The sequence below is a fragment of the Streptomyces cucumeris genome (assembly GCF_024295805.1).
Classification (GTDB): Bacteria; Actinomycetota; Actinomycetes; order Streptomycetales; family Streptomycetaceae; genus Streptomyces; species Streptomyces cucumeris.
In genome coordinates, this window is record NZ_JANCLX010000018.1 from 74,197 (window position 1) to 85,575 (window position 11,379).

General features: G+C 72.3%; 12 protein-coding genes. 7 read left to right on the forward strand and 5 right to left on the reverse strand.

All coding sequences use genetic code 11. From position 1 onward, the window contains the following. Positions 1-103: 103 nt before the first annotated feature. On the reverse strand, positions 104-1,066 hold the full coding sequence (locus NMK44_RS24865) for a hypothetical protein (RefSeq protein ID WP_254746778.1): 963 nt from the start codon (positions 1,064-1,066) through the stop codon (positions 104-106). A gap of 390 nt (positions 1,067-1,456) precedes the next feature. On the opposite strand from NMK44_RS24865, the gene NMK44_RS24870 reads away from it, so the two are divergent. The 4 genes from NMK44_RS24870 to NMK44_RS24885 all read left to right on the forward strand — a co-directional run bounded on the left by NMK44_RS24870 (position 1,457) and on the right by NMK44_RS24885 (position 4,558). Next, positions 1,457-2,047: a GNAT family N-acetyltransferase gene (locus NMK44_RS24870; protein WP_254746781.1), complete on the forward strand. Its 591-nt coding sequence runs from the start codon at positions 1,457-1,459 to the stop codon at positions 2,045-2,047. 130 nt (positions 2,048-2,177) lie between these two features. Beyond that, on the forward strand, positions 2,178-2,846 hold the full coding sequence (locus tag NMK44_RS24875; protein ID WP_254746782.1) for a pentapeptide repeat-containing protein: 669 nt from the start codon (positions 2,178-2,180) through the stop codon (positions 2,844-2,846). Between the two features lie 64 nt (positions 2,847-2,910). Then, on the forward strand, positions 2,911-4,008 hold the full coding sequence (locus NMK44_RS24880) for a diaminopropionate ammonia-lyase (RefSeq protein ID WP_254746784.1): 1,098 nt from the start codon (positions 2,911-2,913) through the stop codon (positions 4,006-4,008). A 166-nt stretch (positions 4,009-4,174) separates the two neighbouring features. Next, positions 4,175-4,558, forward strand: coding sequence for a tautomerase family protein (locus NMK44_RS24885; protein ID WP_254746786.1), 384 nt, complete (start codon positions 4,175-4,177; stop codon positions 4,556-4,558). A gap of 25 nt (positions 4,559-4,583) precedes the next feature. Here the strand turns inward: NMK44_RS24885 and NMK44_RS24890 are convergent, their stop codons facing one another. From NMK44_RS24890 to NMK44_RS24905, 4 genes are all read right to left on the reverse strand, one after another. Beyond that, positions 4,584-5,090 carry a mycothiol transferase gene (locus tag NMK44_RS24890; protein ID WP_254746788.1) on the reverse strand — a complete coding sequence of 169 codons (507 nt, stop codon included), beginning with the start codon at positions 5,088-5,090 and terminating at the stop codon, positions 4,584-4,586. Positions 5,091-5,187: 97 nt separating this feature from the next. Next, complete coding sequence (locus NMK44_RS24895; protein ID WP_254746790.1) at positions 5,188-6,006, reverse strand: maleylpyruvate isomerase family mycothiol-dependent enzyme; 819 nt, start codon at positions 6,004-6,006, stop codon at positions 5,188-5,190. Between the two features lie 98 nt (positions 6,007-6,104). Continuing rightward, positions 6,105-7,394 (reverse strand): cytochrome P450, encoded by a 1,290-nt coding sequence (locus tag NMK44_RS24900; protein WP_254746792.1) that lies wholly within the window; start codon positions 7,392-7,394, stop codon positions 6,105-6,107. Positions 7,395-7,443: 49 nt separating this feature from the next. Then, entirely contained in the window at positions 7,444-8,763 is a 1,320-nt protein-coding gene (locus NMK44_RS24905) for a glutamine synthetase family protein (protein ID WP_302888598.1), read from the reverse strand. Positions 8,764-9,069: 306 nt separating this feature from the next. Here NMK44_RS24905 and NMK44_RS24910 point away from each other — a divergent pair, with 306 nt between their 5' ends. The 3 genes from NMK44_RS24910 to NMK44_RS24920 are packed head-to-tail and all read left to right on the forward strand — an operon-like array spanning position 9,070 to position 11,335. Further along, positions 9,070-9,267 carry a ferredoxin gene (locus tag NMK44_RS24910; RefSeq protein ID WP_254746796.1) on the forward strand — a complete coding sequence of 66 codons (198 nt, stop codon included), beginning with the start codon at positions 9,070-9,072 and terminating at the stop codon, positions 9,265-9,267. Beyond that, positions 9,264-10,517 (forward strand): NAD(P)/FAD-dependent oxidoreductase, encoded by a 1,254-nt coding sequence (locus tag NMK44_RS24915; RefSeq protein WP_254746798.1) that lies wholly within the window; start codon positions 9,264-9,266, stop codon positions 10,515-10,517. The genes NMK44_RS24910 and NMK44_RS24915 overlap by 4 nt, the downstream gene beginning before the upstream one ends. 11 nt (positions 10,518-10,528) lie before the next feature. Then, the gene (locus NMK44_RS24920; RefSeq protein WP_254746800.1) at positions 10,529-11,335 is read left to right on the forward strand and encodes an acetoacetate decarboxylase family protein; all 807 of its coding nucleotides are present in this window, start codon (positions 10,529-10,531) and stop codon (positions 11,333-11,335) included. Positions 11,336-11,379: the final 44 nt, after the last annotated feature.

The window sequence follows — 11,379 nt, forward strand, 5'->3', positions numbered from 1 at the left end:
CTCCTGTTCCTCCGCGGCCCGCCCCCCCGGCGGGTTACCCCCCGGGGGGCGGGGGCCGGGGCCGCCCGGGTCGAGGCCGTCGGGGCCGGTGGGAGCCGCCCGGTCAGCCCAGGCGGATGCCCAGCGCCCAGGCGGTGAGGGTGGCCGGATCGGGTGTGTGGTGGTCCTTGGACGCGGCCGCGAAACTGGGGGTCTGCGTGGTGGCCGGTTCCAGCTTCCACAGCAGATTGCCCGAACCGTTCCAGTGCACCTCGGCGCCGCCGCCGGTCAGCGCGTAACCGGGCGTCAGCGACGCCACCGCGGCCGGGTGCGGGGCACGCCCGGCGTCGGCCCGGGTGAAGGTGTTGAACACCGTCCCGACCGGCAGCCGGCGCCGCAGCGCGATGGCGTACGCACGGATGTTGGCGGGGTCGGAGACGATATGGTCCTTCGACCGCGCCTTCCAGGAGGTCTCGGTGGCAGGGAAGGACGCGGTGGCGAGATTGCCCCCGCCGTGCCAGTCCACCCGGAACCCGCCGCCGACCAGGACGTAGTCGTTCGACGACGGCAGCCCGGCCTCGGCCTCCGGGTGCGGGGCCACTCCGCTGTCCGCGCGCGAGACGTACACCGACCGCAGCAGCTCGTCCCGGCTCATCCCGGCGATCTTCAATCCGATGACGTAGGAGACCAGCTCATACGCCTGGGCGTCGATGTGGTCCTTGGCGCCGACGGTCCACCCCGACAGGTCGTCATTGGGGTACGACGCGGTCAGCAGCGCGCCGTGCGGGGACTCCACCGCCGTGGCGCCGCCACCGATGGCCACCATGTCGCCGTCGCCGACGAGCACGGTCTCGTCGATCCAGTGCTGCTGCGGCGGGTTCCCCCGGTGCGAGAACACCGACACGGTCACCCGGCCCGAGGCGTCGTGGAAGGTGTTGAGCCGGGTCCCCACCGAACTCAGCACCCGTCTGGTGTCCCGGGAGCCGCTGGTCACGGCGGCGGCCGCACCGGCCCCGGTAGCACCGACCGCGGCGGCCCCCGCCACGGCTGTCGCCGCCCTCAGTACGTCCCTTCGGCTACGCGTCACGTCAGTCAACCCACCTTCTCCATTAAAGACCTGACCTGATGTCAGGGCGAGCAGAAAGCTAGCCGTGCCCCGCAAGACACGGATATACCCGAAATGACGGATTGACAATGTCCTGGGTGGCTAGGCAAACACCCCAGGTATCTGTCCACACCGTCCCCACCTGGAGGAAACCGCTCCGCAGAGGGTCCCGTCCCGGGCTTCCGGGACGCCGGAGAACCACTCGGGTCCGGCCGGACCCCGCCAGGTCGGCCAATTCGGGCCCCGGCAGGGCGTGCCCGTCGGCCAATCTCGCCGTGGGGAGGATGAACCGGGGAACCGAGGGCCCGGGCGGCGTTCGCGGCGCGCCGAAAAGCCGTGGCGGATCGCTCGTCCCTCCCGCAGAATCCACGGATGAGCTCGCCGCCCCCCGGCCCGACGGCCGACTTCGCCACCAAACCCGTCCTCGTCGGCCAGAAGGTGGCGCTGCGCCCGTTCACCGAGGACGACGCGGCGGAGATGGCCGTGATCCTGGAGGACGAGGAGGTCCGCGGATTCACCGGTGGTTCGAACTCCACCGCCTTCGATGAGCAGCGACTGCGTGACTGGTACGGAAGCCGGAGCGCACAGCCGGACCGGCTGGACCTCGCCGTCGTCGACCGGGCCGATGACTCCCTGGTGGGCGAGGTGGTGCTGTACGAATGGGACGAGCCCAACCGCAGCTGCGCGTTCCGTACGCTCCTCGGGCCGCGCGGGCGGAACCGGGGCCTGGGCACCGAGGCCGCCCGGCTGATCGTCGGCCACGCCTTCGAACGGCTCGGACTGCACCGTGTCTCGCTGGGTGTCTACGCCTTCAACCCCCGGGCCCGCCGCGCCTACGAGAAGGTCGGGTTCATCGCCGAGGGAGTGGAGCGCGAGGCGCTGTGGCACGACGGTGCGTGGGCCGACGCCGTGATGATGTCTCTGCTCGACCGGGAGTGGGCGGCGCACCGCGGCCATCCGTGACCCGCCGTGCAACCCTGGCCTCCGGACCGCGCCCCGCGGACGGTGGGTCCCGGCCCGGTGGGGCGGGACGTGCCGCCATGATGGAGCCGCGCCGCGAAGTCCCGCACCCCGCTCGTCCGGAGGAGATCCCATGCCCTCGCCCCGTCGGTTCACCGATCTGCCGTACGCGCGCCATCTGCGCGCGTACGACGGTCCCCTGGCCGAAGGGGGCGACTACGACACCGTCCATCTGGACGGCGCCGCCTACGACGGGGCCGTCGCCGACCACGCCCGGTTCCTCGAGTGCGCCCTCTCCGCCGTGACGTTCACCGCGGGGCGGCTGCGCGGCACCCGTTTCAACGACGTCTGGCTGGACGGGGTGCGCTGGGTCGGTACCGGCCTGGCGGAGACGGACTGGACGGACGCCGAGCTCATCGGCTGTGTGCTCGCCGGTCTGGAGGCGTTCGGCGCCACGCTGCACCGGGTCACCTTCCACCGCTGTAAGTTCGAGTCGGTCAACCTCCGTACCGCCACCCTGCGGGAGGTCACCTTCGCCGACTGTCTGCTGCGGGACGTCGACTTCGGCGGTGCCGCGCTGACGAGGGTGGAGTTCCCGGGCTCGGCCCTGGAGGGGGTCCGGTTCGTGGGGGCGCGGATGGACGGGACCGATCTGCGGGACGCCACCCGGCTGGAGATCAGCGACGGCCATGACGCACTGCGCGGGTCCGTCATCACCGGGGCACAACTGATCGAACTGGCACCGGCGTTCGCCGATGTCCTGGGGATCACGGTGAAGGACCACGGGCGTGCCGGGCGCTGAGGGCGCGGAGCCCCGCCCCGGGGACGACTGGACCCGGGGCGGGGGAGGGCGGCACGGTGGTCGGGTGCACACGACACCTTCCCCTCGGCCCGCCACCTGGTTCGCCCGCCCCGCCTCCCGGTCCTGGCGGTGTCCGCCCGCCCCGGACGCGGTGCGCCGCTTCCACGCCGGACAGCCCGGCCACGTACCCACCCCGCTCATGGAACTGCCCGTACTCGCGGATGAGTTGGGCGTCGGCCGGGTGTTCGTCAAGGACGAGTCGTGTCGCTTCGGACTGCCTGCCTTCAAGGCGCTCGGCGCCTCCTGGGCGGTCCACCGGATCCTGGCGGAGCGGGCGCCCCAGGACCCCGTACTGCTGGTGACCGCCACGGACGGCAACCATGGCCGGGCGGTGGCCCGGACGGCGCGGCTGGCCGGACGGCCCGCCCATGTCTTCGTACCGCGCGGGGTGCACCCCGAGGCGGTGGCCGCCATCGAGGCCGAGGGCGCGCGGGTGACCCGGGTGGACGGGCCGTACGACGCGGCGGTGCGCCGCGCGGCCGGGGCCGCCGCCGAGCCCCCGGCCGTACTGGTCCAGGACACCGCCTGGCCCGGCTACGAGGAGATCCCGGGCTGGATCGTCGAGGGCTACGCCACCCTGTTCCACGAGATCGACGGACAACTGCGCGCAGCGGGTGCCGAGCCGCCCGGTCTCCTCGCCGTACCGGTGGGTGTGGGCTCGCTCGCCCAGGCCGCCGTCACGCACTACCGGAGCCGGCCCGGCGGGCCCGCTCCCGCCGTGCTGGCCGTGGAACCGGTGGCCGCGGCCTGTGTGCTGGCGAGTCTGGTGCGCGGGGAGCCGGTGACGGTGGAGACCGGCGAAACCGCCATGGCGGGTCTGAACTGCGGCACTCCCTCCAGCCTCGCCTGGCCGTCACTGCGCGAGGGGCTGGACGCGGCGGTCGCCGTGACCGACGCCGACAGCGCCCGCGCCGCGTCCGACCTCGCCGCCCTCGGGCTCTCCTCGGGCCCGTGCGGCGCGGCCTCACTGGCCGGGGTGCGGGCCGCCCTCACCGGGGCGGACGCCGGTGAGCGCCGTGCCGCGCTCGGACTCGGAGCGTCGGCCACCCTCGTACTGCTGAGCACCGAGGGCACGGCCGCGAATCCCGCCACCGCGCCGTAGAACCCGTCCTGACGGGCCCGCGCCCGGCGGCAGCCGGTCAGCCGTCCGTCAGCCACGGCTGCCCCGGCGCCTTGAAGACCTTGTCTATGTCCGGCTGGTGTACATCTGCTGTACCTACTAGTATGTACAGCTCTTTGAGCCCGCGACGACGAAGGAGAACCCCGTCATGCCCCTGGTCCGCATCGACGCGCTGAAGGCCGACCGAGAGCGGCTGGACGCGCTCGGCCGCGCCGTGCACGACGCCCTCGTGGAGACGATCGGCTTTCCGCCCGACGACCGGTTCCAGATCCTCACCGGCCACGACGGCATCAGCGGCACCCTGGTCTACGACGACTACCTCGGGGTGCGCCGCGACGACGGCATCGTGTTCATCGCCATCACCATGCGATCCGGGCGCCCGGCCGAGCGGAAGCGGGCGCTCTACCGGCGGATCGCCGAACTGGCCGAGGAGTACGCCGGGACCGCACCGCGGAACGTGTTCATCACGGTCACCGAGAACGAGTCCGTCGACTGGTCCTTCGGCCACGGGATCGCGCAGTACGCACCCTGACACCCCCGGCCGCCGGTCCCGCTCCCTAACGCCGCTGCAGCGCCCCGCGCACGAAGGCCGCCTGCCCGGCGTGCTGCAGATCGTCGGCGATGACGCTCACCAGCCGGACACCGAGGGTCACCGCCGGGGTCCACGCCTCGTCCACGATCCGGTCGAGTTCGGTGTCCCGGAGCCCGCGTACGTAGGCCAGGGTGTTCTCGTGCACGGCGTCGTGATACCCGGTGAGCAGTTCGGCGTCCGCGCGGACCGCCGCCACGTCCTTGGCGCGGTGGCCGAAACCGGTGGCCGCCGGAGGGAACGGCAGCCCGAACCGCTCGTACCAGCCGTCCGAGGTCCACAACTGCCCGGTGCCCGCCGCGTCGGCGATGTGGTCGTCCTGAATGCGGGTCAGATGCCACACCAGCCAGGCGATGGAGTTGGCCCCGGCGTCGAGCCGTACGGTGAGCTCCTCCTCGCCCAGGCCGTCCACGGCCTCGTGCACGGTCTCGGACACCCGGTCGAAGGCGTCGGCCAGCAGATCTGCGCTCCTCATACGGGCTCCTCGTCGCTGTCGGGCGGTGCGCCTCCCGGGTGGCCGGTCGCCCGGTCCGTGGGTCATCGTCGCACCCCGCGGCGGCCGGACGACGGGCTCAGACCGGTGGCACGAGGGTGAAATACCGGTCGAGCACCGCGCGGTCACCCTGCACGGAGGTGAGCCGGTCCGCGGGCAGACGCTGCCAGAGGAAGAGCATCAGCTCCGAGGCCGTGCCGGTCAGCTCCACGTCACACGGTTCCTCCGGGGCGCCGGAGGCGGAGTATGCGGTGAGCCGGACATCGGGGCCTGCGAAGCGGACCGACCAGACCTCCGGGCCGTCGGCGCGGCGGAACCGGAAGCGTTCGCCCGCGCCGGGTGGCGCCTGCTTCCAGCGGCGCCGGGCCGGTGCCATCACCTCGAAGGTGTGGGGGATCGCGTCGACCGCCAGCGCGGCGTCCATCGGCCGGGGCGGCAGGGAGGCGGCGCGTTCGGCGTCCCAGCGGTGCAGGGCCGCCTCGATGGTCTGGATCCGCAGCCAGAACCCGGCCGTCTGCTCCGTGGACAAGGTCCACGCCGGCTCGTCCGGATCGACGGTCCGGAACAGGGAGTCCAGCGCGGCGGCCCCCTCGGCGAACCAGTCGAGGAGACTGACCGGCACCGGTCCGAGATGCGGTCCGCCCTCGGGCGAGGGCCAGCCCTCACGGTCCTCCGGCGGCTGGAACAGGGAGAGGTCCGAGGTGTCCGGCGCCTCCGTGAGCCGCTCCCGCACGGTGTGGGCGACATAGCGGTGGACCGCGCCCAGATGGAACACCAGGTCGGACATCGACCAGCCGGGACAGGAGGGGACCAGCGGTGCGTCCCTCCCATCGGCGGTCCGGCGGGCGGCAGCCTCGAAGGCCGTGATCTCACGGTGGAACTGCGCGGTGAAGTCCATGCCCGTCAGTCTTCCCGCCCGGCTCCGGCCGCAGGCCGCCCGTTCACCGGTGGCGGATCTTCTCGGCCGAGAGCCGAATTCCGCCGCCCGCCGGACCGTCAGGTGGTGACCACCTCGACCGGCAGGTGCTTGATGCCGTTGACGAAGTTGGAGCGCACCCGGGGCACCTCACCGGTCAGCCGGATGTCGGCGATGCGCGGGATCAGCTCCTCGAACATGATGCGCATCTCGGTACGGGCCAGCAGATTGCCCAGGCACAGATGGGGGCTGCCCTTGCCGAAGGTGACGTGGTCGTTGGAGGTCCGGGTGACGTCGAAGCGGTACGGATCGGGGAAGACGGCCTCGTCACGGTTGCCCGAGCCGTACCACATGACGACCTTGTCGCCCTCCTTGATGTGCTTGCCGCCCAGTTCCACATCGCGTGTCGCGGTGCGTCGGAAGTGGTGGACGGGGGAGGCCCAGCGCAGGAACTCCTCGACGGCGCCCGGGATCAGGGACGGGTCACGGCGCAGCAGTTCGAGCTGGTCCGGGTTCTGGATCAGCGCGAGCATGGAGTGGGTGATGGCGTGGCGGGTGGTCTCGTTGCCCGCGACCACCAGCAGCAGAAAGTAGTTGTCGAAGTCCTGCCCGGAGAGCGGTACGCCGTCCCGCGGGGTCTCGTTGACCAGCCGGGACACCAGGTCGGTACCGTTGCCGCCACGCCGCCGGCGGGCCAGTTCCCGGCCGTAGGCGAACACTTCGAGGGAGGCGGGGGAGCGGAACGGCAGATCGCGGTAGGCCTCGCTCTCCACGCTGTCGAGCAGGACGTCGGCGTAGTCGGGGTCGGTGTTGCCGATGATGCGGTTGCCCCAGTCGATGAGCTGCTGGGTGTCGTCCTCGGGGACGTCGAGGAGACGGGCGAGCACATTGATGGGGAAGTCCGCCGACACCTCCCGGACAAAGTCGAAACGTCCCTTGACCAGGGCCGCGTCCAGGGTCTTGGCGGTGAGTCCGCGCAGGAAGTCGGTGTAGGTGTTGATGACCCCGGCGCCGAACTGGCGCTGGAGCAGCCTGCGCAGCGCCTGGTGGCGCAGCCCGTCCAGTTCGAGGATGGAGGCGCGGCGGGCGATCTGGTCCTCGTCCACCTCCTCCAGGTTGACGAACCGGGTGGAGGTGAACGTGTCGGGGTCGCGGTCGACCCGGACGATGTCCTCGTGCCGGGTCACGGCCCAGAAGCCGTGGTGCGGCGCGGCCTCGGGCTGCCAGTGGACCGGGTCCTGGTGGCGCAGGGTGTGGAACATCCGCCAGGGGGTGACCCCGTCGCGGAAGCTGTCGAGGTCGGTCAGGTCCACCTCGTCGAGCGGCAGGGGTTCGGGCACCCCGGTGAGGGCGGTGGCGGGGGAGGTCACGCTGGCTCCTTCGCGGGCGGGGTCGTCACGGCCGGGCTCGGCGCGGCCGTCAGAGGTGGTAGGCGTACTCGGTGAACTCCCAGTCGGTGACGTGGCGTTCGAAGCGCTGGACCTCATCGCGTTTGTAGGAGAGGAAGGACGCGGTGAAGTCCTTGCCGAGGACTTCGGTCAGGGCCTCGTCGGCCTCCAGGGCGTCCAGCGCCGCGCCCAGGGTTCGCGGTAGCTGAGCGGACTTCCCCGGGTCGTAGCCGTAGCCCTCGAGCGGGGCGGGTGGCTCCGCCGCGTCCCGGATGCCGAGCAGCGCGGCGGCGCACACCGACGCGATGGCGAGGTAGGGGTTGGCGCCCGCGTCGCCGAGGCGCAGTTCGAGGCGGGTGCCGGCGCCGCGCTCGGGCGGTATGCGGACCATGGCGCTGCGGTTGTCCAGGCCCCAGTCGATGAGCCAGGGAGCGAGGGTGTCGGGCCCGAAACGCTTGTAGGAGTTGACGGTCGGGTTGTGCAGCGCGGCCAGCGCCGGGGCGTGGGCGAGGATGCCCGCGACGGCGTGGCGCGCGGTGTCGGTAAGGCCGAAGGGGGCGGCGGCGTCGGCGAAGGCGTTGTGGCCCTCGGGGGTCTCACAGGACAGGTGGAGGTGGAAGCCGGAGCCGCCCGCGTCATTGCGCGGTTTGGCCATGAAGGTGGCCAGTTTGCCGTCCTTGCGGGCCAGTTCCTTGACGGCGGACTTGAAGCGGAAGGCGCGGTCGGCGGCGTCCAGACAGGCGGAGTGGATCAGGTTGATCTCGTACTGGCCCCCGTCGAACTCGTGGTTGCCGGTGACCACCCCGATGCCGAGGTCGCGCAGCTGCCGCAGGGTGCGCAGCAGGTGGTTGCCGGGGTCGGCGCGCAGCCCCGCGGTGTACACGGCGCCGGGGACCTCCGAGTGGCGCCGCCAGCCGGACGGCGCAGCCGGATCCGGTTCGAACAGGAAGTACTCCAGCTCGGGGCCGACGACCGGGTGCAGCCCGGCCTCGGCGCAGCGGGTGAGGACGGAGCGCAGCAGATCGCGCGGTGATTCGGGCGCCGGTGCGCCGGTGGCCGGATCGGTGGTGTCACCGAGGCACCAGGCGACCCCGGGCTCCCACGGCAGGGTGACCAGGGTGTCCAGATCGGGGGTGACGACCACATCGGGCAGTCCCGCGTCGAGACCGCCCGCGACCGGGACCACGTCCCCCTGGGGGCTGGTGTGGTAGACGGCGCGACAGAAGGCCAGTCCGTGTGCGCAGGCGGACGGGAGGTGTTCCAGCAGGACGTCGCGGGACCGGTCGATCCCGATGAGATCGGGGAAGGACACCCGGACCACGTCGATGCCCTCGGTGGCGAGCCGATCCATGTGGTGGCGGATATGCGCGGGGTCGTGGGCGGTCACCGATGCCTCCTCGGGCGGTTCGGATACCTGGGGGCGTTCATTTGACGCCAAACGTTATGGAGGGAGGTCTCGCCCCGCAAGGGGGTCGGGCCACATATTTATCCATCTGGATAGGCATTGACCAGGGTCCGATGGCTGCCTATCTTGTTTGAAGCCAAACGAGTCAAGGGATGCGTTCCGCGCCCCTTGTGGCCGGGGCCCGGCCACCGTGCCGGGCCCCTTCTTCTTCCCGCACTCCCCGGACGCCCTCACCTCCAGGAGGAACCGGCCATGAAGGTCGTCGTCGACATGAACAAATGCCAGGACCACGGCCAGTGCGTCTTCGCCGCCCCCGATGTCTTCCAGCTCGACGACGCGGGACATCTGGTGTTCGTGAGCGAGCCGGACGAGGCGCTGCGCACCGATGTCGAGGACGCGGCCGACGTCTGTCCGCTCCAGGCCATCCGGGTCGAGGACACCACCCCGTGACCGGCCGCATCGCCGTCGCCGGTGCCTCCATGGGCGGACTGCGCGCCGCCGAACAACTGCGCGCCGCGGGCTGGGCCGGAGAGATCACGGTGTTCGGCGACGAACCCCATATGCCCTACAACCGGCCACCCCTCTCCAAGGAGGCGCTGGCCGGGGAGACCCCCTTCGCCTCCCTCGCCCTCACCCCGCGTGCGAGCGCCGCCGATGTGGTGTGGCGGCTGAACACCACCGTGACCGGCGCCCGGCTCACCGAGCGGGTCCTCGAACTGGACGGCGGCGAGCGGTCCGGCTACGACGGACTGGTGGTCGCCACCGGTACCCGCCCCCGGCGGCTGCGCTGCGCGGGCCCCTCCGGCCCCGGCAGCGGCCGCCACACCGTACGCACCCTCGACGACGCCCACGGGCTGCGGGAGGAGCTGATTCCCGGCGCGCGCGTGGTCGTGATCGGCGCCGGATTCATCGGCTGCGAGGTGGCCGCCACCGCGGCCGGACTCGGGGTCGCCGAGGTGACCGTGGTCGACCCCGAACCGCTGCCGATGCTCCGCCCGCTCGGCGCGCCCCTCGCCCGTGAACTGCTCCGCCGCCATGAGCTGCGCGGGGTGCGCTTCGCGCTGGGCCGGGGCGTCACCGGCCTCGAAGGCGCGCGGCGGATCAGCGGTGTGCTGCTGGCGGACGGCTCGGTGCTGCCCGCCGACGTGGTGGTCGAGGCCATCGGCTCGGTCCCCGGCACCGGATGGCTGGAGGGCAATGGACTCGACCTGTCCGACGGGGTGCTGACCGACGCGCACCTGCGCGTGGTGGCACACGGTGAGGCCGTACCGGAGGTGGTCGCGGTGGGTGACGCGGCCCGTTTCCCCAACGCCCGCTACGACGCGGTGGCGCGCCGGGTCGAGCACTGGTCCATCCCCGGCGACACCGCCCGATGCGCCGCCAGGAGCCTGGTGGCGGCCCTCACCGGAGCCGAACGCGACCCCGCGCCGTTCGCGCCGCTGCCCACCTTCTGGAGCGACCAGCACGACTTCCGGCTCCAGTCCTTCGGCGCCCCCGGACTCGGCACCGCCGACATCCGGATTCTCGACGGCGACCTTACGGGCGATGTGGTGGCCGGCTACCACACCGCGGACGGACGGCTGACCGGAGTGGTCGCGCTCGGCGGCCGCGGCGCCGCCGCCCTGGCCGCCCGCCACCGCGCCCGGCTACTCCAGCAGCCCGCCCTCACCGACCCCGCCCCCACTCCCGCCACTGTCTGAGGAGCCACGCCATGTCCGGCCTCCGCGGCTACTTCCACCCCAAGACGGCGACCGGAGCGTCGTCCCTCATCCCCGCACCGCCCTGGCACTACTCCGGCGACCTGCTCACCGTCGAGTACCGCACCGACCCCGCGCGGGTGCGGGAGCTGCTGCCCGCGCCACTGGAGCTCGCCGAGGAGGACCCCGGCGCGGTCGCGCTGATCTGGGCCGACTGGCAGTCGTGCTCGGCCACCGGGGAGGAACTGCTGGACCCGGTGCGCGCCCAGTACAAGGAGGTGTTCGCGGTGGTCCGCTGTGCCTACCGCGGACAGACCTACTCCCGCTGCGTCTACATCTGGGTCGACAAGGACTTCGCCATCGCCCGCGGACTGCACCAGGGCTACCCCAAGAAGCTGGGCTCGGTGCACCTGACCCGTCCCCACCCCTACGGTCCGGCGCCCCGGATCGCCCCCGGCGCCCGCTTCGGCGCCACCCTGGCCGCCGCGGACCGCCGGCTGGCCCAGGCGGTGCTGACGCTGCGCGAACCGTCGGAGACCGGTGGTTTCGTCAACGGCCACCCCATGGCCCACCACCGCTGGCTGCCCTCCATCGAGAAGGGCGGGGGACTGGCCCTGGACGAGCTGATCGCCACCGGCGCGGCCGCGTTCGAAGCCGGTCAGGCATGGACCGGTGACGCCGAGCTCGAGCTCTTCGAGGCGCCCACCGAGGAACTGGCGCGGCTGGAGATCCACGAACCGATCGCCGCGTACTACCGGCAGGTCGGCGTGGTCTGGGACGGCGGCCGCCTGCTGGAGTCCGGCACCTCGGGCGCGTCCTGAGCACCGCCCCCCGACCGCAGTCGGCATGAGCCGGACGACCCGAC

Coding starts and splice junctions, on each gene's coding strand:
- NMK44_RS24870 (WP_254746781.1), top strand. CDS start 1,457: ATGAGCTCGCCGCCCCCCGGCCCGACGGCCGACTTCGCCACCAAACCC.
- NMK44_RS24875 (WP_254746782.1), top strand. CDS start 2,178: ATGCCCTCGCCCCGTCGGTTCACCGATCTGCCGTACGCGCGCCATCTG.
- NMK44_RS24885 (WP_254746786.1), top strand. CDS start 4,175: ATGCCCCTGGTCCGCATCGACGCGCTGAAGGCCGACCGAGAGCGGCTG.
- NMK44_RS24890 (WP_254746788.1), bottom strand. CDS start 5,090: ATGAGGAGCGCAGATCTGCTGGCCGACGCCTTCGACCGGGTGTCCGAG.
- NMK44_RS24895 (WP_254746790.1), bottom strand. CDS start 6,006: ATGGACTTCACCGCGCAGTTCCACCGTGAGATCACGGCCTTCGAGGCT.
- NMK44_RS24905 (WP_302888598.1), bottom strand. CDS start 8,763: ATGGATCGGCTCGCCACCGAGGGCATCGACGTGGTCCGGGTGTCCTTC.
- NMK44_RS24910 (WP_254746796.1), top strand. CDS start 9,070: ATGAAGGTCGTCGTCGACATGAACAAATGCCAGGACCACGGCCAGTGC.
- NMK44_RS24920 (WP_254746800.1), top strand. CDS start 10,529: ATGTCCGGCCTCCGCGGCTACTTCCACCCCAAGACGGCGACCGGAGCG.